Raw genomic sequence first — 20,229 nt, forward strand, 5'->3', positions numbered from 1 at the left:
CATGAGTGTCATTGAACTCGCTGACGTCGTGAAACGGTATCAGAACGGCGAGGAGGTCATCGCCGCGCTCGACCACGTCGACTTTCGCGCCGACCGCGGTGAGATGGTGACCATCATCGGCCCGTCTGGGTCCGGGAAAAGTACCATGCTGAACATGATCGGGCTGCTCGACACGCCGACAGAGGGGACGGTCCATCTCGACGGCCGTAACGTGACCGACTTCTCTGAGGACGAACTGACAGAAGAGCGTCGGTCCGGTATCGGGTTCGTGTTTCAGGACTTCCACCTGCTGCCGATGCTGACCGCGACCGAGAACGTCGAACTCCCCTCGATGTGGGACACCTCGGTCGACCGGCACGACCGCGCCGAGGACCTCCTCCAGCGGGTGGGGCTCGGTGACCGACTCAATCACACTCCCGACCAGCTCTCGGGCGGGCAGCGACAGCGCGTCGCCATCGCGCGGGCGCTCATCAACGAGCCGGATATCCTCCTCGCCGACGAGCCGACGGGGAACCTCGACCAAGACACCGGCGAGACGATTCTGACCGAGCTGACTCGGTTGAAAGAAGACGAGAACGTTGCGATTGTCGCGGTCACCCACGACGAACAGATGCTCGAATACACCGACAGCACCGTCCGACTCGTCGACGGCGTCGTGACGGAGGTCTCCGGACGATGAGCGTCGTCGATTTCCTCTGGCGCTTCCCCAGCGTCCAGATGGCGTGGCGGAACCTCGGCCGGAACAAACTGCGGACGATGTTAGCCGCGCTCGGCATCATCATCGGCGTCGTCTCGATCTGTTCGCTCGGAATGGCGACGGCTGCGATTCAACAGCAGGCGACGTCGCAGTTGGGAAGTATCGGCAACGAGGTATCGATAACGTCCGGTCAGGACAGCGACACGGACGGGGTGACCGACGACCAGGTCGACACGATACGGAATCTGGTGACCGACGCGGAGGTCGTCCCCCAGAAGACGAACTCGACGACGATCTCTTCACGAAACGGACGGGAGGTGAGGGTAAGCGTCACCGGGGTGACGAACGCGGCAGCGCTGTACAACCTCACGTCCGGCGAAGCACCCTCCCGGCTGTTGAGCGGCGCCCTCCTCAGCAACAGCACCGCCACGACACTCGGGATTGAGGAGGGTGACCCCGTCGAGTACGACGGCCAACTGTACCGCGTACAGGGGCTCATCGAGGAAGAAAACGCGTTCGGCTTCGGCGGCGGTGAACTGGTGTTACCCGAGTCCGGCCTCTCCGACCAGAACCACTACAACACCGTGACGGTCGTCGCCGAGGATAGCTCGACCGCGACCGAAATCGGCGGGGAACTGAATCAGTACTTCAACACCGAAGACGAAGAGGAACTCAGCATCAACACGTTCGGGAACGCCGGCCAAGTCGGCGGGTTCTTGGAGACGCTGTCGCTCGCCTTGCTGGCCATCGGCGGCATCTCGCTCGTCGTCGCGAGCGTCGCCATCCTCAACGTGATGCTGATGAGCACGGTCGAACGCCGCGGGGAAATCGGCGTCCTCCGCGCCGTCGGCATCCGCCGCTCCGAAGTGCTGCGGATGATTCTGACGGAGGCCGCCCTGATGGGCACACTCGGCGGGCTCGTCGGTGCGACCCTTTCGCTTGCGGCGGGGCTCGTCATCTTCCAGATGATTACTGGAGACCCGCTCGGAGCGCTCCAGTGGAGCAGTGCGCAGTATCTGGTGTACGGGTTCGGGTTCGCCGTCGTTGCGAGCGTCCTCAGTGGGGTCTATCCCGCGTGGAAAGCGGCGAATGACCGGCCGGTCGACGCATTGAGAGGCTGACTCACTCCCGTGGGAACGCCGCGGCCCTCAGCCGCCGGCGGGTTTCTGTGTCGTCTCCGAAGCCGGGCCACCCTTGTGCAGTCGCGTGAGCCGGCGGAACAACGAGAGCACGAGTAGATAACAGAGAACAAGCCCGGCAGCGAACGCCCCGGCGACAACCCAGAACACGACCACCCCTCCCGCTTTGAGCAGTCGAACCAGAAGCGACGCCGCGTTGGGCCCTAAATACCCTGCGAGCGTGGTTTTATTCGCCTGTGAGTCCCCGGTGATATCTTGGATGTTGCGGGACTCGACGCCGGCCGCGGTGATAAGAAACCAGCCGGCGAAAACGGTCACTCCATCGAGCGAATACGGTTGTGGCGTTGCTGCAACGACCGAAAACACGGCCACAAACGCCCAGGTAAACCCGACGCCGATAGAGTCGAGCGTCGGATAGCGCTTCAGCCAGCCGTAGCTTCCGAGGACGACGAGGGGAACCTGCGCAAAGAGTAGGTCGCTGACGTTTGCTGTCCCCGTCTGAAACACCAGCAGACAGACCACGAGCTCGTAGCCGAGCAGCGCGAGTAGCTCCGTCACGAGTAGCTCCGTCTGGTACTGTCGCACGAGCTTCGTCCGATACGGCTGATTCACCTCGTCTTCGGCTGTCACCGCTCGTCGGTCTTCGACATATATGAAATAGAACAGGAGCGGTGCGAGCAGCAGCCCTCCCCCAACTGAGAGGGGAGCAACTCCCAACGCGACACCCGTGATTGCAACCATCGCGGCAGAGAGCAAGCACAACCAGATGTTCAACTGGAAAAACAGGAATCGCATATCCGCGACTCTCATCTCAGTATGCACCTCCTTGAGGGAAGGCGTTGCGGTAGATACGGTGTTGACGCCGCGGAGCGTAATCCGTCCCGGTCATCTCTCAGACCTACCTCGCTGCTCGTACTATACTTGTTTGGTCAGCGACTCACGACCGAAACGACAACTCGGCCGTCGTGCCGTTCACGCACCGTCGGTACCCGTTTCTTTCAGTTCCGTTACTAGATATGCGTCTCTGGTGCAAATCTGTGGACTATATTACATAATTCCAAAAAGAATAATTAGCTCCCATCTACTGGTATAGAATACGGTGTTTGACCGATGGCTCACCCTCGAAATCTCCATAGCGCTGATGTATCTTGGGGTGATTCCATCCGTCGTGAACTGCTGTCTTCTCTGGAAGGAACGTGACAAACCAGGAGTCATCTGGTTTATCTTATCGATGGCCACTGGAGGTCTCTGGGCACTATTGTTCGCGACGTTCACACTTATCCCGGACCCGGGTCTCACGTTAGCGGTCGCAAATTTCTTCTGGGTGTCGATTCCGGCTGCCGCAGTGACGTTCTTCTTACTCGCGTACGAGTTCGTTTTCAAACAAACGGTCCCGTCAACCGTCGTTGCTGCGTTGTTCAGCCCACTCGCAGTGTTATTCGTTCTCTCTTGGATTAACCCGTACGAGTTGGTCTTTACAACTGCATACTACGTGACCGCCGATGGGGTGTTACACTTCCCAGTGTTCGACGGCCCGCTGAAAGTTCTCGTGACGCAGGTCTATGGCTACCTCCTCGTGTTTCTGGCTGCGGGCATGTTCGTCGGCGAACTGCTCCGGACGAACGGCACACAGCGCCGACAAACCGTGTACCTCTTGGTCGTGTTTTCGATGCTCGTCGGCTCGACGATGGTTAAGGTCGCGGGGGTCGTTCCGATCTATTTCGATCCCACGTCGGTCTTGTACTCGTTTTCCGGACTCTTTTTCGCGTATTCGATTCGAGAACACGGGTTGCTGAAGTTCGTTCCCGTCGCTCGCGAACAGACGTTTGATGAGATTACGGACCCCATCTTCGTGATTGGCTCTTCCGGGCACATCGTGGATGCGAACCGGGCCGGGAGCCAACTGTCTGATCAGAGTGTCATCGGGACCAAAATCGAACAACTCATCTCCGAATCCGCCGTGTCTTCGGACGAACAAGACACCGGCGTCATCAAATTAGAACTGGACGGCGGCACGCGGATATTTTCCATCGAAGCATCCGAAATCGTCTACGGTCGGGGCGTGACCGGGAAAATCGTCGTGCTGAGCGATATTACGGCGCTCAAGGAGCGCGAAGAGGAGTTAGATCTGCTCAAGCAAGTTCTCTCGCGTATCTTCCGGCATAACATTCGGAACGACCTCAACGTAATCGCGGGGTTTGCGGCGATTATCCGAGACTCAACGAACGGCGAGACCGCGCGGTCGGCGGACCGCATTCACACGCGTTCGATGAAAGTCGTTGACCAAGCGGCGAAAGCGCGGAAGATCGAGACCGTGCTGTCGTACGCCGAAACGGACCAGCGCCCGCTCGAAGAGTATCTAGCCAAGGTCAAACAGAACATGCCGGCCGAGCTGTTGAGCTGTGTCTCGTTCGCTGTCGACGACGTCGTACTCGACGCACACCCTCGGTTTGACCTCGCACTCACCGAGTTAATCGAGAACGCGATCTCTCACCACTCCGGCGAGGAGCCGATTGCTGTGCGCGTCACAACCGACGTGTCCCCGGCGGACGCGACGATTATCGTCGAGGACAACGGACCGGGGTTACCGCCATCCGAATTCGCCGTGTTAGAAGCCGGCGAAGAGACGGACCTCGAACACGGGTCCGGTATCGGTCTGTGGTTGGTGTACTGGATCGTCTCCCGCTCGAACGGGACGCTCAGTGTGCAGGTCTCCGATTCCGGAACGGAAGTTCGAATCACACTGAATCGACCGGACTCGACCCCTGACGTTTAGCAACTCCCTGCGACTCCCGCGTCTCCAACGGAGCCCCACAGTCGTTTGGGAGAGACCGGTCACGACCGAAATAATATTGCACTTTTTTGAACTACTATATCTGTATAATAACTATTAGAATACCAATCTAGATTGAGTGTTTTTCTTAGAAGAACTATCGAATTTTCTCTTACTGCTTATATATTGTCTAACATAGTTCATACTGGCCCCAAAATTCCTATAAAGTATTAAATTAATATTTTTAAAATGGAATTTAATTCTGACCCTCGACCCGAGATGTGTTTGAGAAATTATCATTCTCGGTTCAGTTATTTTCCCCCGGTTAGTTATGTTTGAACTATACGCGACTCTCCGGTCGGGGCGATGTAAAATCTGTGACCGGAGCTCGATGCCAGCGTAGTTCTGTTCCTTCATACCTGTCCTCCACGCTGTGAGGGGCGACGGCGCTCGGCCGCTTACAGCGTCAGTTCGAACTCGACGTCTCGCGCCGACCGACAGATTTCGATGGTGAACGGCCCTTCGAGCGCGGTCCAGCCCGCGGTCTCGTCGTACTCCGAGAACGCGAGGTCGTCGAGGTCGACGTCGACGGTCGCCGTCTCACCGGCCGGAATCGAAACGGCTTCGAAGCCGCCGAGTTCGCGGACGGGCCGGTCGTCGCTCGCGTTCGAGGGCCGGACGTACGCCTGCACCACCTCGCGACCCGTCCGGTCGGAGACGTTTTCGACCGTGACTTCGACGCGGCGCTCGTCGACGAGTTCCGCGCCGCGGTATTCGAACGCCGCGTAGGACAGCCCGTAGCCGAACGGATAGACGGGGTCAGCCTCGGTCGCGTCGAAGTGCCGGTAGCCGACGAGCAGGTCTTCGTCGTACTGCACCTCGCCGTCGATTCCCGGGAACGTCGCGTCGTCGGTCACCGGGTAGTCTTCCTCGTTCGCGAAGGTGACCGGGAGCCGTCCCGATGGGTCGGCGTCACCGAACAGGACGGCCGCGAGCGCGTCGCCGTCGGCCTGTCCGGGGTACCACGACTCCAGAACCGCGCTCACGTCGTCGCGCCACGGGAGTTCGACGGGGCCGCTCGACTGGACGACGACGACGGTGTTGTCGTTGACCGCCGACACGTCTTCGACGAGTTCGTCTTGCCCGCCGGGGAGCGTGAGGTCGTCGCGGTCGACCGCCTCGGCGGCGGCGTCCTCGACGACGACGACGGCGACATCGGCGTCCGCCGCCGCCGAGACCGCATCGTCGAGTGTGGGGTCCGGTCGCTGGTCTTCGTCCTCGTCGTCGCCGCCGAAGAACGAGACTTTCTCGATGGGCGGGACGCCGCGCTCGACGGTGACGCTGCCCGTCGCGCGCGCGCCGATTCCCGTCGCCGTCGGGACTTCGTGGAGCGCGTCCATCTCCGAGGACCCGCCGCCCGTCGAAATCTCCTCGACGCCGGGGCCGATGACCGCAACGTCCGCGTCGTCCGCGAGCGGGAGTGTGCCGTCGTTCTCCAAGAGGACCGTCCCGCGAGCGGCGATGGTCTCTGCGAGTTCTCGGTGGCCGTCGTCCTCGGGTGGCGATGCCGCACGGCCGCCACCGAGCACGCCGATGCGCCTCATCTGCCGGAGTATCCGCGTGACCATGTCGTCCAGTCGCGCGTGCGGAACATCCCCGCGTTCGACGGCCTCGCGGAGCGGGCCGCCGAAGTTGCCGGTGTTAGTCATGTCCGGCATTCCATCGGAAACGTCCTCGGTCTCGCCGAAGACGGCGTCATCGTCGTCTTCGGGGGGTTCGAGGTCGAACATCTCCCAGAGTTCGTCGCGGGTGACGCCCGGCATTTCGAGATCCAGCCCCCCGTTGGCCGACTCGACTGTGCTGACGGCTCCGAACCAGTCGGAGACGACGTAGCCGTCGAAGCCCCACTCGCCTTTCAGCACGTCAGTGACGAGCGGGCGGTTCTCTCATGAACGAGTCGTTGACGCTGTTGTAGGCGGTCATGACCGACCCGGCACCGGCGTCGACGGCCGCTTTGAACCCGGGGAGGTAACACTCCCTGAGCGCACGCTCGCTGACGCTCACGTTCACCGACGCTCGGTGTGTCTCTTGGTTGTTGGCGACGTAGTGTTTCGGGGTCGCGATGACATCGGCCGACTGGATACCCTCGACGGCCGCCCCGGCGAACGCGGCCGTGAGAACGGGGTCTTCGGAGTAGTATTCGAAGTTCCGTCCGCAGTGCGGCACCCGAATGAGGTTGAGCCCGGGACCGAGCAGCGCGTCTTGGTCGCGGGCGTTCGCCTCGCGCCCCATGGCGGTCCCCTGCTCGCGCGCGAGATTCGGGTCGAACGTCGCCGCGAGGGCGATCGACGCGGGAAACAGCGTGGCGGGCGCGCCGTTGACGCGGACGCCGAGCGGTCCGTCGGCCAGCCTGAGCTCCGGAATTCCGAGTCGGTCGACGCCGGGGAGGTAGCCCGTCGCCGTTCCGTCCGGGTCGACCGCGCCGTGGACGAGCTGGATTTTCTCTTCGAGCGTGAGTTCGTCGACTACCGTCTCAACGTCGGCTTCGGCGGTTTCCATCCCTGTGGTCGAGTGCCGGCAAACGCCCATAAAACGATTGGAAATGTGACTAGTATTACCCGTCGGTTCGCCGTCCCGGATTTCGGGCCGAAACCGGACACCGCACTCGAACGACCGGAAGGAGAACTGCGGAGTCTCGCCTTGAAGCACCGCTGTCTCCCGTTCGGCCGGGAGAGCCATCCCATCGACATCATATTCGTATTACTAGTATTTCTAAGGATGTCACGGGGTGGGAACGTCCATCGCCCCGACTGAGCGCGCGCCAGCGGCGGCTATCGGGATCTGCGGGCCGTCGAGTCGACGAACCGGCCGGTATCTCGAAGAGGACGTCACCGGGCAGGTCATCAGCACCGCGAAATCTATTCAGGTCGACCTGACGCGGTGAGTCGCGACGCTGTCGAGGGCGGTTTCGAGGCATTCGAGTGCGAGGTCGAGTTCGCGGTCGGTCACGTCGAGCGGCGGCAGGAGGCGAAGCGACCGCTTACCGCAGCCGAGCGTGAGAAGCCCCTCGGACAGCGCGGCCTCGAGGACCTCGTCGCGACGGTCCTTGGTATCGAATTCGACGGCAGTCATCAGCCCGAGGCCACGCACGTCAGTGAGACAGGGGGTCCGCTCGGCGAGCCGAGAGAGGTCCGCGCGGAACCGCGTGCCCTTCTCCGTCGCGTTCGCCATGAGGTCCTGTTCCTGAATGATGTCGAGCGTCAGCGTACCCTGAATCGACGCGAGGATGTCGCCCGCACCCCACGTCGATGACAGTCGCGCTTCGGTGTCGGGGAACAGCGCTTCGTTCGCCACCGTCGCGCCGACCCGAAGCGCCTTCGCGCTGGTGATGACATCCGGTTCGAGGTCGTAGTGGTCCGAGGCCCACAGCTCGCCGGTCCGACCCACGCCGGACTGAATCTCGTCGGCGATGACGGGGATGTCGTGTTCGTCGCAGATGGCCTGTACTTCGCGCATGAACGCCTCGCTCGGGACGTGGTAGCCGCCTTCGCCCTGAACGGGTTCGAGGATGAGGAACGCGACCTGGTCGGCGGGAAGGTGACCGTGGGTATCGTCGAGTTTGTCGCGCAGCGTTTCGAGGCCCGCCATCGAGTACGGCACGTCGTGGATACCGCTCACTTCGGGGAACTTGCGGCGGTGGACGGACTTCGAGCGGTTGAGCGAGAGCGCGCCGAGAGTGCGGCCGTGGAACGCCCCGTCGAAGGTGATGCCGTACTTCGGAGTCTCGCAGGCGTCGTAACAGATTTTGATGGCGTTTTCGACCGCTTCGGCCCCGGAGTTCGACAGGAACACTGTGTCGAGGCCGTAGTGGTCGGTGAGGTCGGTCAGGCGGTCCATGAGATGGGCCGGTCCGGGTAGCGACGCCGTCTCGGGCGACCCGCCGGTGCTCACGTAGAAGTCCTGGCCCGCGATTTTCATCGGGTCGACGAGGTCGAGGTCGTCGAGGCGGGACCGCAGTTCGGGGTTGTTGTAACCGAGCGGCGCGGCCGCGACGTGGCTCGTGAAGTCCAGCAACACGTTGCCGTCTGGGTCGGTACAGAACGGCCCGACGGCGTCTTTGGTGATGTCCCACACGAACTCGTAGACGTACGTGCTCGTCGCGGCGGTCGACTGGTGATACTCGACCCACTCTGAGGCCTTCGGCCCCGGGAGCGACGTGACGGTCGGCTCGACTGAGTCTCGATCCATACGAACACGCTGGTGGACAATGTACCATAAAACTACCTAGAAAAATGAGTAACATCTTAGAAACTGCCCCTAAGTAACCGAATGTCTGATTAACCGAGGAATTAGTTTGATAATAACGAACTATGTCGGCGCGTGCGAACGCGTCGCAGGTCGCGAATCGGCGGCGGTTCGCGCCGAGGGCGCTCTTCGTGCGGTGCGCCGGAGTCGCGCGGCGTTTGGAATCGTCAAAGTCCGGCTCACCGGGATGGGTCGAACGTGGTCGTTTCGAGGTTCACCTCGATGATGTTCGCCGCCTGCATCACGAGTTCGGGGATTTCCGAGCGAAAGCGGTCCCCGGAGAGTCGGCTCGTCGGCGCGGTGACGCTCACCGCCCCGCAGACGTCGCCGTCGACGCCGCGAATCGGTGCACCGATAGAGCGCATGCCGCGAAGCTCCTCTTCGTCGTTGACCGCGTAGCCCCGCTCGCGAATCCCCTCGAGTTCGTCGAACAGGCGGTCGGCGTCGGAGATGGTGTTGTCGGTCTGTTCGACGAGCCCCTGGTCGTCGATGATGTCGCGGACGCGGTCGTCGTCGAAGTGGCCGAGCATCGCCTTTCCGGTCGCCGTACAATGGAGGTACTGCGGGGCCTCGCGCATCCGCAGGTGGTAGTCGGTCGCGACCGCGTTGTCGCCGCGACTCTCGTAGATGGTCACCTCCTTGCCGCGGGAGACGACCGTCAGGTGGACGTACTCGCTGGTCGTCTCGGCGAGTTTGTCCACCTCGACCTGTCCCGCGCGGTACAGCGGCGTCTCGTTGCGCACGGTTTCGCCCATCGTGACCAGTCGGAGGCCGAGACGGTAGCGGCCGTCGACCTTCGCCACGAGTCCCTCCGCTTCGAGCGTCGCGAGATAGGTGTGGACGGTCCCCTTCGAGGCGTCGAGTTCGTCGCAGACGTCGCTGAACGTCGGGTCGGACCGCCGCTGTATCGCGGCCAGAATCTCGCTCGCCGTCTGTACGGATTTGATTCGACGCGGGCCGTCCGCGGGGCGACTGTCGTCCATACGACTCCGAACTCGGTGGAGTGCTATTAGTTCTGTTATATCAAACTCCGATTCGACTGGAAACCCCGTTTGTCTGCTCTCGCCGCAATCTTGTTTGACTTTCTCAAACATTCACTGAGAAAATCTCCAAATAAAAATTTATATGGGACATTCATGATTGTTCGAGTGGTATGGACTGTCAACCATCTGGCCGCCGCCGGGATGCGCCCGCGGTGGACCGGGTGCGAGCGCGCACGTATCGGCTTCCAACGACGGTCGGTGAACGCGGACCGACGGCACGCGCCGACCGCGCCGGTCCGGTCTCGGTCGGTCTCGGCCGCGGACCCCCGACGGGGCGGGCGGGCGACGGACGGCGACCGGTGGAGGTGTCACGATGGGGTTAGCGTTCGAGCCCCGCCTGTACGAGGAACTCGACGCCGACGAGCGACCCTCGCTGCTCGAAGCGTTGGTCCCCGTCTTCGGGATGCTCGTCTTCCTCGGCGTCGGCATCGTCGTCTACGGCCTCGACCCGCAGTTCCCCCTGTTTTGGGGCATCAGCTTCACCGGGTTGTTCAGTCGGTACTGGCTGGGCATCTCCTGGGCGGAGCTCTACGACGGCATCACCGACAGCCTCCACATGGGGATTCAGGTCATCCTCATCATGTTCGTCGTCTACGCGCTCATCGCGACGTGGGTCGCCGCGGGGACGATTCCGAGCCTGATGTACTACGGCCTCGACCTGCTGACGCCGACGATTTTCCTGCCCATCACGGCGGTGCTCGCGTCAATCGTCACGTTCGCAATCGGGTCGTCGTGGACGGCCGCCGGCACGCTCGGCGTCTCGTTTATCGGCATCGGCGCTGGGTTGGGGATTCCGGCCCCGATGACCGCGGGGGCCATCCTCTCGGGGGCGTACATGGGCGACAAACAGTCGCCGCTGTCGGACACGACGAACCTCGCGGCCGCCGTCACGAACACCGACCTGTTCGACCACGTCAACGCCATGCGCGACAGCTCGCTCGTCGCGTTCGGCATCGCCGTCGTGTTGTACGCGGTCCTCGGCGTCCAAGCCTCCGGGAACATTCCGGTGGGCCGCATCACCGAGATACAGGGCGCGCTCACCGGGTCGTACGCGATATCGGCGCTCACTTTCGCCCCGCTCGTCGTCACGTTCGGCCTCGCGCTCTACGGCGTGCCCGCGTTGCCGACGCTTGGCGCGGGCGTGTTCGCGGGCGCACTCACGTCGGTCGTGATGCAGGGAACCGCGTTCGGGGCCGTGTGGTCCATCGCGCAGTCGGGAACCTCGCCGTCGACCGGGATGGAACTCGTCGACGGCCTGTTGGCCAGCGGCGGGATGATCGGCGGCGCGTGGGTGGTCACCATCGCCATCGCGGCGCTGTCGCTCGGCGGGATGCTCGAACGCGCCGGCATCCTCGCCGTGCTCGCACACCACCTCGGCCGGCTGAGCCGCGGTGTCGCGAGTCTCACCGGCGTGACCGCCATCTCCGCGGTGTCGATGAACGTCCTCGCTGCCGAGCAGTACATCAGCATCGTCGTCCCCGGCATCACGCTCAGGAACCTCTACGAAGAACAGGGACTCCAAAGCGAGAACCTCTCGCGGGCTATCGAGTCCGCGGGCACGACGACGAGCGCGCTCATCCCGTGGAATAGCGGGGCGCTGTTCATGGCCGGCACGCTCGGCGTCGGTACCCTCGAGTACGCGCCGTACTACTTCTTCGGCCTGCTGTCGCCGCTCGTCTTACTCCTCATGGGTGTGACCGGGTGGCAGATTACCTACCAGCCGGGCGAAGCCCCCGGGAACGCCGGCGACCGTCGCGGCTCGCCTTCGTCGACCGACGACTGACGAGGACCCGCACCTACAAACCCCCTCCCGCGACGAGTTCCTCGACCCGCGCGTGGTCGAACAGCTGTTCGTCGGCCCCGAAGTCGGGGTAGTCGTCGCCGTCCTCGTAGGTCGGCCACGCGCCGAACCGCTCGGGATAGAGCTGTTTGGCCGTCATCTCGGTCTGGAACAGGTTCATCAGCGGCCCCTGCCACCGGGTCCCCTGCGGGTAGACGCGGTCGTTCCGGACGGCCGCCAGTTCGCGGCCGACCGGGTCGTCCCGGAGGTTCTGTTTCAGCCCGTCGAAGTCGAACGTCTCCGTGACCGTCCACAGCGCGAGAATCACGTCGGGGTCGGCTTCGAGGAGCGCCTCCACGTCGACCTCCTGGAACGGCCCCGTGAACTCTTCGTCACCGAAGGCGTCGACCGCGCCGAGCGGCCGGGTGTGGGCGTTCCAGTAGCCGGGCGCGTTCAGGCGGAGCAGGTAGATGCTCGACAGGTCGGTCGAGATGGAGAGGTACGCGGCGGTGGGCCGCTCGGACTCCGGCGGCAGGCCGTCTTCGACAGTAGTGAGCAGGTCGTCGTGCACGGACTGGAGCGCTTCGTAGCGCTCGCGTTCGCCGTACAGCGACGCGACGCGCTCGAACAGCTCCCAGAGGTCGTAATACTCGTAGCCGTCGGCCCACTCTTCGGGCGGCGCGGCGTTGAAGTTACTGTAATAGTTCCCGAACCACGGGCCGATGTTGTCCGCGACTTCGTCGATGTCGGCTCGGTTCCAGTTGTCCTGCGTGGTCACCCACGCGGGGTCGACGAGGTGGAGGTCGCTGTCGAGTTCGTACAGTCGCTCCTTCGTGAACCCGTACTCGCCCGCCGCGTCCGCCCACTCGATTTCGAAGCCGTCGAAGCCGGCGGTGAAGTATTCGAGCCCCGCGACGGTGCCGTCCCACCAGAGGTCGTTGACGGTGTCGCCCCGCCCGAGCGCGCTCGCCATGTCCGGGAACCACGGGAAGTGGGTGAACACGTTCGTCGGCGGCTCGTCCAACGTGACCGTCCCGACCGGCGACAGTTCGGCCTCGTAGCTCGATTCGGCCGTCTCGGTCGCCGTTTCGGTGGCTTCCGCCTCGGCCCCAGTCGCCGTGGCGGTCTCGGTCGCCGTCGTCGTTGCGCCGTCGTCCGACTGCCCGGTACAGCCAGCGAGCGCTCCGCCACCGAAAAGCGCCCCGCCGTACTTCAGGTAATCTCTCCGCGTCGGTTCCGCGTTCTCGTCGCCGTCGTCCAGCATACGAATTAGGCCAGCCTAAAACAATATAGCTGCTTCGGAATTTAGTCCGGCCTAAAACTGGGCGACACGACGGTTCGCGTTCGGGGGTCGACCGGGCCCCGCCGACGCCCGCGTCGGCGTCGGGTTAGGGCTTCGATACGCCGACGACCTGCTTGCCGATGTTGTCGCCGGAGAACAGTCCGAGGAACGCGTCGGGCGCGTTCTCCAGCCCGTCGACGACGGTTTCGCGGTGTTCGAGGTCGCCCGACGCGACCCACGAGCCGAGCCGTTCGCTGGCCTGTCCGAAGCGGGTGGCGTAGTCACCGACCAGCAGCCCTTGGACTTTCGCGCGCGGCGCGATGAGCTGCGGGAGCTTTCGCGGACCGGTCGGTACGCCCTCGTCGTTGTAGTGGGCGATTTGCCCGCAGACGGCGACGCGAGCGTCGAGGTTCAGCTTCGTGAACACCGCGTCGGTGATGGGGCCGCCGACGTTGTCGAAGTAGACGTCGACGCCGTCGGGGGCGGCGTCGTCGAGCGCCGCCCGGTAGTCGTCGACCGCCTTGTAGTTGATTGCGGCGTCGAAGCCGAGGTCGTCGGTGAGCCACGACACCTTCTCGTCGGAGCCGGCGAAGCCGACGACGCGACAGCCGTTGAACTTCGCAATCTGGCCGACGACGGAGCCGACCGCGCCGGCGGCCCCGGAGACGACGACCGTCTCGCCGGGCGAGGGGTCGCCCACGTCGAGCAGGCCGAAGTACGCCGTTCGTCCGGGCATCCCGAGCACGCCGAGATAGGCGGGGAGGTCCGCGACCGATGGGTCGACCGGCGCGACGTTGTCGGCGTCGAGGACGGTGTAGTCGGCCCACGTCCCGTTACCGCTCACGAGGTCGCCCGCATCGTACGCGTCGCTTTCGCTTTCGACGACTTCACCGACGACGGCCCCCTGCATCGGGTCACCGACCGACCACGGCTCGGCGTACGACTCCGCGTCTCGCATCCGGCCGCGCATGTACGGGTCGACGGAGAGGTACCGCACGCGAACGAGGAGCTCCCCGTGTCGCGGCTCCGGCAGGTCGCCCTCGCGGAGTTCGAAACTGTCCATGTCCGGTTCTTCCTCGGGTCGTTCGACGAATATCCACTGGCGGTTCGAATCGCGCATACGTGAACACCGACCTGCGGACCAACGACGGTGTTGCTTCCAGCAGCACCCGCCGGTTCGACGAGGGATATCGGGTGTCGGGGTCGGTGCTCCACCGCGACGGGTCACGCACGCCACCTTCGCTGAACCCAGCCCCTATCTGGCCGGGCCGACTACGGGACAGCGAACGATGCAGGTCGCAGTCATCGGCGCGAACGGCGGTATCGGCCGAGAGCTACTCCCCCGACTCGCGGACGCCGGGCACGACCCCGTCGGCGTCGTCCGCGACGAATCGCAGTTCGAGGCGGTCCGCGACCGCGGCGGTGAGCCGCGACTGGGCGACCTCGAAGGGGACTTCGAATCGGCGCTCGACGGGGCCGACGCGGTCGTGTTCACCGCCGGCTCCGGCGGGTCGACCGGCGCGGACAAGACGCTCATGGTCGACCTCTGGGGCGCTCGGCGGGTGGTCGACGCCTGCGTCGAGGCGGGTATCGACCGCTTCGTGATGATTAGCTCCATCGGCGCGGGCGACCCGCTTTCGGGCCCGGAGGCGCTGCGCCCGTATCTGGTCGCCAAGCGCTGCGCGGACGACTACCTCGAACAGTCGTCGCTCGACGCGACGATTCTCCGCCCCACGAGGCTCACCGACGCGGCGGGCACCGGCTCCGTCTCGCTGACCGTCGAGAGTCTCGACGGCGACACGCCCGAGATTCCGCGGGCCGACGTGGCACAGTCGGTCGTCGCCAGTCTCGATATCGACCGGACGGTCGGCGAGACGCTGACGCTCACGGGCGGCGACACGACCATCGAGCGGGCGCTCCGCGGAGACGACTGAGTCGGTGAGGCACCCGCGGCCGCGGCGCAATCGGACCGCAATCACGCGGTTTCATATCCTTCCGCCGAGCAGGTAGCGAAACCGTGAGTACGACTGACGACACGACGGGCACGCGACGCGAGACACTGGGCATCGTCGTCGGCTTCTTCCTGCTTTCGACGGCGGCCGCGGCCTACGAAATCGCCCCGGCGAGCGTCTTTCCGGCCATTCAGGACTCGCTCGGACTGAGTTCGAGCGCGGCGGGCTGGCTCGTCAGCATCATGTACGCGACGGCGGTCGTCACGAGCGTCCCCGTCGGCGTCGTCCTCGACCGGTTTTCCGTGCGCCGCGTCGTCGGACTGGCGACCGTCGCGCTCGTCGTCGCCGGCGGCTGGGGCTGGTACGCGGCCACCGCCGGCGCGTTCGGCTGGCTCCTCGCCTCGCGGGTGCTCGGGGGCCTCGCCTACGTCACGTTCTGGAACGCGGGCGCGAACGTCGTCGGCAACGCGGTCCCTCCGGCACAGCGCGCGACCGCGGTCGGCGTGTTCACCGCGAGCGCGCCCGTCGGGTTCGCCCTCGGGCAGTTCGGGAGCCCGCTCATCGCAAACGCGGCGGGCTGGCCCGCGATTCTCCCGCTGTACGCCGCGGTCGCCGTCGTCGGCGTCGTGTGCTTCGCGGCCGCGACTCGCCGCCGCGTCCCCGGTGTCGACGCGCCGTCCCCCGACGGGGCGGCACTCCGCGAACTGTTCGGGAGCCGGGCGGTCTGGACCGTCTGCGCGCTCTGTTTTCTCGCCTACTCGCTGTACCTGTTCGTCAACACCTGGCTGCCGAGCTTCCTCGCCAGCGAGTTCGAAATCTCGCTGGCGGCGAGCGGTCTCCTGACCGCGCTGTTCCCCGCCATCGGCGCGGTCGCGCGGTCGACGAGCGGCGTGGTGACCGACCGCGTGTTCGGCGGTCGTCGCCGCCGCGTCATCGTCTCGTCGTTCGCCGTCGCCACGCCCGCGGTCGTCGCCTTCGCGTTCGTCTCGGGACTCGCCTCCGTCGTCGGCGCGGTCGTCGTCGTCGGCTTCGCCATCCAACTCGTGACGGGACTCATCTTCTCGTACATCGCTGAACTCGTCGCCCCGTCGGTGCGAACCACGGCCGTCTCGCTCCTGACGAGCGTCGGCCTCCTCGGCGCGTTCGCCGCGCCCATCGCTGCCGGCGCAATCATCGACTACGCGGGCTACGCGCCCGCGTTCTTCGCCGCGGGCGGCGTCGCCGTCGTCGGCGTGCTTCTGGCGCTCCGCGCACCGGAACCGACGCGGGCGTAACCCCGCGCGCCGCTCCGCCGTCTCCCCGCCCGTAACCGCCGCCCTCGCCCGCCGGTATTTATATATTAACTATTCAGTCAGCTTATGTATGATGGGAACGGACGACTACGTATGGCCCGCGCAGTCAACCCCGTTCGAACCGACTACTCGAACACCCAGATGGGTCTCATGGGGACGCTCATCGTCGCTGGGATTGCAGTACTCATGATTCCGTTCGCGCCGTTCATCCTCCTCGGTCTGCTGTGGAGAGCGTTCCACTAGGGACGGCGAACCACGCGTTGACCGGCGGATATCGGGCACAACGCATTTTATCGCTCCAAACGACCGACCGACTGGTATGTCCGTTCCCCGCCGTACACTCCTCCGCCACTGTGGCCTCGCCGCGATTGTCGGCCTCGCGGGATGTGCCGGCTTCGGCACGTCGCCCGCCGGTGCGCCCGACCTCGTGCTCGTTAATCAGAACGACGACCCAATCACTGTCGAGACGACTGTCACCGACGCCACCGGCGAGACGTTGGTCTCCACGCGTCTCGACGTGCCCGTCGTCGAGGGTCACGGTCGTCCGAACGCGTCGATCGACAACGTGTTCGATACCGACGGAACGTACACCGTCTCGGTCGACGTGACTGACGGGCCGTCGGCCACGACAGAACTCGATGTCGACGGAACTGCTGAGGACACCGACACTCACCAAGCGTACTTCGAGGGTGACGAGATTACTTTCTCGTGACCGCCGAGACGGACCCACTTTCCCGCTGACTCGCCGTCGGTCTCTCCCTCTCGCCCACCGACAAAATGTTCGGAAACCATGTATGTTCAATTGAATATATAATAATTGATGTAGTTTGTATAGTTGAAATCTTGAATCGACGTAATACCCTCAGCTGAAGCATTAATCCGCCGAGATAGCTTCTCTAGTGCGTCGCTCGCGTTCTCGAATCAAACTGCGATTCGAAACTGACGACACACGAGCTGAAAGAGCAGGCCGGGTGCTATTCGAAGTAATATCTCAACCACCATCTCGAAACATATGTTAATTGTTACTACTATTGAATACTCAAAACACTGCCTTGAATACACGGCCCGTGCGACGGTGCTCACGCCGGGCGTCACCGGCGGCAACGGCTCACAGCAGAACCACAACTGTCGACCGTCAGGAGAGGCGGAGCCTCGTCCTGACGGCGATGCTCAGCTGTCGTCGTCACTCCGGCCGTCGGTCGCGAGCGTCGCGGTCGGTGGCGAGTTCGATTGTCTACTAATCGAGGTCGAAGTCGTTTTCGACGAGTTCGACCAGTCGCTCGACGGCCTGCTCGCCGTCGCTGCCGTCGGCGGTGATGACGATTTCCTCGTCCGGGCCGACGCCGAGCGAGAGAACGGCGATGCTGCTTTTCGCGTCTACTTCCGTCTCCCCGCCGGCTTTCCGCACGGAGATGTCCGTCTCGAAGTTCGACGCCGTCTGGACGAACATCGACGCGGGGCGTGCGTGGAGACCGGTCTCGTGCTCTACGACTACTGTCGCTGATTTCGCTGCCATCCGTGCGGGCATTTCCCACGCCGGCACTAAGGCCTTTCCGCTTGGCGAGCGTTTTTGCCGGCGGACGCGGACTAGACGCGTGCGATGTTCGCAAGCGAAGCGTATTCAGCGATAGCTACGAGGGAGCGATGAGCGACCGCCGAATCTCGGGCGTCGGGGTGACGCCGCTCCTCGGTGTCGGCACGGTCGTCCAGTACGATTCGACGGTCGACCTCGACGAGAGCGAGCGGTCGGCGGCCGACCCCGAAACTGAGCTTCAGCGGTTCGAGGCGGCACGGGAGACAGCCGCGGACGAACTCGCCCGCGAGCGGTCTCGGACGGCCGAGCGCGTCGGCGCGGAAGAAGCGGAGATATTCGACGCGCACCTGCAGTTCCTCGACGACCCACAGATAACCGACGGCGTCGAAACCGCGGTCGGAGAAGACGGCGTCACCGCCGGGCGAGCCGTCTCGCGGGCGTTCGAGGACCCGATCGCCACGTTCGAGGGCGCGGATGGGATGTTCGCCGAGCGCGCGGACGACCTCCGCGACGTGCGCGACCGACTGCTCCGCATTCTGCTCGACCGCGAGCGGGTCGACCTCTCGGCGCTCCCCGAGGGAACGGTGCTCGTCGCGGAGCGGCTCACTCCGAGCGACACCGCACAGTTAGACCCCGACGCGGTCGCCGGGTTCGTCACGGTCGAGGGAGGCCGCACGTCGCACGCCGCCATCATGGCTCGGTCGCTGGCGATTCCGGCGGTGGTCGGCGTCGCCCCCGACGCGCTCGACCTCACCGACGGCACGCGTCTCGTCGTCGACGGCACCACGGGCGACGTGACCGTCGACCCGGACGCAAACGCCGTCGCCGCGGCGCGGGAATCGAGCGGTTCGACGGTCCGGCACGACCCCGTCGCGACGGCCGACGGCCGGCAGGTCGAAGTCGCCGCGAACGTCGGAACGCCGCGGGAAGCGGTGGCGGCCGCCGAACGCGGTGCGGACGGCGTCGGGCTCTTTCGAACGGAGTTCCTCTTTCTCGACCGGGCGACGCCGCCGGACGAAGACGAGCAGTACGAGGCGCTCGACGAGGTGTGCGAGACGTTCGCCGGGTCGCGCGTGGTCGTCCGAACGCTCGATATCGGGGGCGACAAGCCGATTCCGTACGTCGACTCCGACCCCGGCGATAACCCGTTTCTCGGCGTTCGCGGCGTCCGGTTCGCACCCGGCGAGCGGCCCGAACTGTTCGAGGAACACGTCCGCGCGATTCTGCGTGCCGCCGCCGGTCCGGCGCAACTCGCCGTGATGTTCCCGCTGGTGTCGACGGTTACGGAGCTCGACGCACTCCTCGACGAAGTGAGCGCAATCGCCGCGGAACTCGATGACGAGGGCATCGACTGCGCGGTCCCCGAACTCGGCGCGATGGTCGAGACGCCGGCGTCGGTCTTCGTCGCCCGCGAGTTCGCCGAACGCCTCGATTTCCTCAGTATCGGGACGAACGACCTCACGCAGTACGTGATGGCCGCGGCCCGCGACGACGACCGCGTCGCCTCGTTACACGACCCGCTTCATCCGCCGGTCCTCCGCGCCATCGCGCGGACGGTCGAGGCCGCCCACGAGGGCAACGCCTGGGTCGGTATGTGCGGCGAGATGGCGGGCGACCCGGACCTCACAGAACTGCTCGTCGGGCTCGGCCTCGACGAACTGAGCATGAGCGCCGTGACGATTCCCGACGTGAAAGCCGGTGTCCGGAACATCGACGACGAGTCGGCGGCGGCGCTCGCCGAGGCGGCTCTCAGCGCCGAGACCCGCGAGGACGTGCGAGCGCTCGTCGACTGAGAACTGGATAGAGTGGCATGGAGTGAAGTGGAGTACTGGCCGCTCGCTCGTCGTGAAGCACCACTCCACGGCGTCGCCTTCTCCCTCTCAGCCGTCGAAATCAACACAGCGCTCGACGACGAGGTCGAGCAGGCCGTCGGCGTCGCGGCGCTTCGTCAGTTCCGCGAACTCCTCGGCCTGGAAGAGCTTCGCGAGGTTCGAGAGGAACGACGAGTAGCCGTCGGTGTCTGTCACGAGGAGTAACACGACGACTTCGGCGTCGACGCGCTCGTCGGGGTTGTCCATGCTCCGGAACGCTATCGACTCACCCGCGGGCGGCAGTCCGAGGAGCACGGCCTGTTCCGTGACGTGGTCGGGGTCGGCGTGGGGGATGGCGATACCGAACCCCATCGTCGGGATGTCGAGTCCCGTCGGGTAGTCGGCTTCGCGTGCCAGAAGGGCGTCCGCGTAGCTCTTGTCGGCCCAGCCTTGGTCGTAGGCGTACGCGCCGAGTTCCGTGAGGACCGCTTCGTCCGTCTCGCCAGTCAGTTCGAGGCTTTCGGTTCGCATCGATGAGTCGTACGCGAGTCTCCGAGAAAAGTGTTGGTACCGGTTCGCCGGCGATGCCGCACAACGCGGCGACTCGTCGCGGTCGAGTCG

At 64.5% G+C, this 20,229-nt stretch carries 16 protein-coding genes and 1 pseudogene; 9 read left to right on the top strand and 8 right to left on the bottom strand.

The features are described from left to right. The first annotated feature begins 1 nt into the window (after position 1). Positions 2–679 (top strand): ABC transporter ATP-binding protein, encoded by a 678-nt coding sequence (locus C458_RS09280; protein WP_008575157.1) that lies wholly within the window; start codon positions 2–4, stop codon positions 677–679. Next, positions 676–1,818 (top strand): ABC transporter permease, encoded by a 1,143-nt coding sequence (locus tag C458_RS09285; protein ID WP_008575158.1) that lies wholly within the window; start codon positions 676–678, stop codon positions 1,816–1,818. The genes C458_RS09280 and C458_RS09285 overlap by 4 nt, the downstream gene beginning before the upstream one ends. Positions 1,819–1,845: 27 nt before the next feature. Here C458_RS09285 and C458_RS09290 read toward each other — a convergent pair whose 3' ends face one another. Then, positions 1,846–2,646 (bottom strand): UbiA family prenyltransferase, encoded by an 801-nt coding sequence (locus C458_RS09290; protein ID WP_008577931.1) that lies wholly within the window; start codon positions 2,644–2,646, stop codon positions 1,846–1,848. A gap of 331 nt (positions 2,647–2,977) precedes the next feature. Between C458_RS09290 and C458_RS09295 the strand changes: the two genes are divergently transcribed. After that, entirely contained in the window at positions 2,978–4,612 is a 1,635-nt protein-coding gene (locus tag C458_RS09295; protein ID WP_081603252.1) for a histidine kinase N-terminal 7TM domain-containing protein, read from the top strand. Between the two features lie 455 nt (positions 4,613–5,067). On the opposite strand, the pseudogene C458_RS09300 reads toward C458_RS09295, so the two are convergent. From C458_RS09300 to C458_RS09310, 3 genes and pseudogenes are all read right to left on the bottom strand, one after another. Further along, a pseudogene (locus C458_RS09300) lies at positions 5,068–7,168 on the bottom strand (beta-glucosidase family protein). A gap of 363 nt (positions 7,169–7,531) precedes the next feature. Next, positions 7,532–8,857 (bottom strand): aspartate aminotransferase family protein, encoded by a 1,326-nt coding sequence (locus C458_RS09305; RefSeq protein WP_008575161.1) that lies wholly within the window; start codon positions 8,855–8,857, stop codon positions 7,532–7,534. 236 nt (positions 8,858–9,093) lie between these two features. Then, complete coding sequence (locus C458_RS09310; protein ID WP_008575163.1) at positions 9,094–9,897, bottom strand: IclR family transcriptional regulator; 804 nt, start codon at positions 9,895–9,897, stop codon at positions 9,094–9,096. A 373-nt stretch (positions 9,898–10,270) separates the two neighbouring features. On the opposite strand from C458_RS09310, the gene nhaC reads away from it, so the two are divergent. After that, complete coding sequence (gene nhaC, locus C458_RS09315) at positions 10,271–11,740, top strand: Na+/H+ antiporter NhaC (protein ID WP_008575164.1); 1,470 nt, start codon at positions 10,271–10,273, stop codon at positions 11,738–11,740. A 13-nt stretch (positions 11,741–11,753) separates the two neighbouring features. On the opposite strand, the gene C458_RS09320 is transcribed toward nhaC, so the two are convergent. Continuing rightward, positions 11,754–13,001: an ABC transporter substrate-binding protein gene (locus tag C458_RS09320; RefSeq protein WP_008575165.1), complete on the bottom strand. Its 1,248-nt coding sequence runs from the start codon at positions 12,999–13,001 to the stop codon at positions 11,754–11,756. A gap of 124 nt (positions 13,002–13,125) precedes the next feature. Next, complete coding sequence (locus C458_RS09325) at positions 13,126–14,139, bottom strand: NADP-dependent oxidoreductase (RefSeq protein WP_008575166.1); 1,014 nt, start codon at positions 14,137–14,139, stop codon at positions 13,126–13,128. A gap of 169 nt (positions 14,140–14,308) precedes the next feature. Between C458_RS09325 and C458_RS09330 the strand changes: the two genes are divergently transcribed. The 4 genes from C458_RS09330 (at position 14,309) to C458_RS09340 (ending at position 16,975) form a co-directional block, all read left to right on the top strand. After that, the gene (locus C458_RS09330; RefSeq protein WP_008575167.1) at positions 14,309–14,953 is read left to right on the top strand and encodes an SDR family oxidoreductase; all 645 of its coding nucleotides are present in this window, start codon (positions 14,309–14,311) and stop codon (positions 14,951–14,953) included. Between the two features lie 83 nt (positions 14,954–15,036). Beyond that, positions 15,037–16,245 (top strand): nitrate/nitrite transporter, encoded by a 1,209-nt coding sequence (locus C458_RS09335; protein ID WP_008575168.1) that lies wholly within the window; start codon positions 15,037–15,039, stop codon positions 16,243–16,245. A 111-nt stretch (positions 16,246–16,356) separates the two neighbouring features. Then, positions 16,357–16,506, top strand: coding sequence for a hypothetical protein (locus C458_RS18460; RefSeq protein ID WP_008575170.1), 150 nt, complete (start codon positions 16,357–16,359; stop codon positions 16,504–16,506). A gap of 76 nt (positions 16,507–16,582) precedes the next feature. After that, on the top strand, positions 16,583–16,975 hold the full coding sequence (locus C458_RS09340) for a hypothetical protein (protein WP_008575172.1): 393 nt from the start codon (positions 16,583–16,585) through the stop codon (positions 16,973–16,975). A gap of 525 nt (positions 16,976–17,500) precedes the next feature. On the opposite strand, the gene C458_RS09345 is transcribed toward C458_RS09340, so the two are convergent. Further along, positions 17,501–17,779: an HPr family phosphocarrier protein gene (locus tag C458_RS09345; RefSeq protein ID WP_081603250.1), complete on the bottom strand. Its 279-nt coding sequence runs from the start codon at positions 17,777–17,779 to the stop codon at positions 17,501–17,503. Between the two features lie 128 nt (positions 17,780–17,907). Between C458_RS09345 and ptsP the strand changes: the two genes are divergently transcribed. Further along, complete coding sequence (ptsP, locus tag C458_RS09350; RefSeq protein WP_008575176.1) at positions 17,908–19,590, top strand: phosphoenolpyruvate--protein phosphotransferase; 1,683 nt, start codon at positions 17,908–17,910, stop codon at positions 19,588–19,590. An 87-nt stretch (positions 19,591–19,677) separates the two neighbouring features. Here ptsP and C458_RS09355 read toward each other — a convergent pair whose 3' ends face one another. Next, on the bottom strand, positions 19,678–20,139 hold the full coding sequence (locus C458_RS09355) for a PTS sugar transporter subunit IIA (RefSeq protein WP_004062784.1): 462 nt from the start codon (positions 20,137–20,139) through the stop codon (positions 19,678–19,680). Between the last annotated feature and the right edge of the window lie 90 nt (positions 20,140–20,229).

The organism is Haloferax sp. ATCC BAA-644, assembly GCF_000336975.1.
Lineage (GTDB): Archaea > Halobacteriota > Halobacteria > Halobacteriales > Haloferacaceae > Haloferax > Haloferax volcanii.

Bases quoted from the DNA above. Each gene is read 5' to 3' on its own strand.
- C458_RS09280 (WP_008575157.1), top strand. From the start codon at position 2: ATGAGTGTCATTGAACTCGCTGACGTCGTGAAACGGTATCAGAACGGC.
- C458_RS09285 (WP_008575158.1), top strand. From the start codon at position 676: ATGAGCGTCGTCGATTTCCTCTGGCGCTTCCCCAGCGTCCAGATGGCG.
- C458_RS09290 (WP_008577931.1), bottom strand. From the start codon at position 2,646: ATGAGAGTCGCGGATATGCGATTCCTGTTTTTCCAGTTGAACATCTGG.
- C458_RS09295 (WP_081603252.1), top strand. From the start codon at position 2,978: ATGTATCTTGGGGTGATTCCATCCGTCGTGAACTGCTGTCTTCTCTGG.
- C458_RS09305 (WP_008575161.1), bottom strand. From the start codon at position 8,857: ATGGATCGAGACTCAGTCGAGCCGACCGTCACGTCGCTCCCGGGGCCG.
- C458_RS09310 (WP_008575163.1), bottom strand. From the start codon at position 9,897: ATGGACGACAGTCGCCCCGCGGACGGCCCGCGTCGAATCAAATCCGTA.
- nhaC (WP_008575164.1), top strand. From the start codon at position 10,271: ATGGGGTTAGCGTTCGAGCCCCGCCTGTACGAGGAACTCGACGCCGAC.
- C458_RS09320 (WP_008575165.1), bottom strand. From the start codon at position 13,001: ATGCTGGACGACGGCGACGAGAACGCGGAACCGACGCGGAGAGATTAC.
- C458_RS09325 (WP_008575166.1), bottom strand. From the start codon at position 14,139: ATGCGCGATTCGAACCGCCAGTGGATATTCGTCGAACGACCCGAGGAA.
- C458_RS09330 (WP_008575167.1), top strand. From the start codon at position 14,309: ATGCAGGTCGCAGTCATCGGCGCGAACGGCGGTATCGGCCGAGAGCTA.
- C458_RS18460 (WP_008575170.1), top strand. From the start codon at position 16,357: ATGGCCCGCGCAGTCAACCCCGTTCGAACCGACTACTCGAACACCCAG.
- C458_RS09340 (WP_008575172.1), top strand. From the start codon at position 16,583: ATGTCCGTTCCCCGCCGTACACTCCTCCGCCACTGTGGCCTCGCCGCG.
- C458_RS09345 (WP_081603250.1), bottom strand. From the start codon at position 17,779: ATGGCAGCGAAATCAGCGACAGTAGTCGTAGAGCACGAGACCGGTCTC.
- ptsP (WP_008575176.1), top strand. From the start codon at position 17,908: ATGAGCGACCGCCGAATCTCGGGCGTCGGGGTGACGCCGCTCCTCGGT.
- C458_RS09355 (WP_004062784.1), bottom strand. From the start codon at position 20,139: ATGCGAACCGAAAGCCTCGAACTGACTGGCGAGACGGACGAAGCGGTC.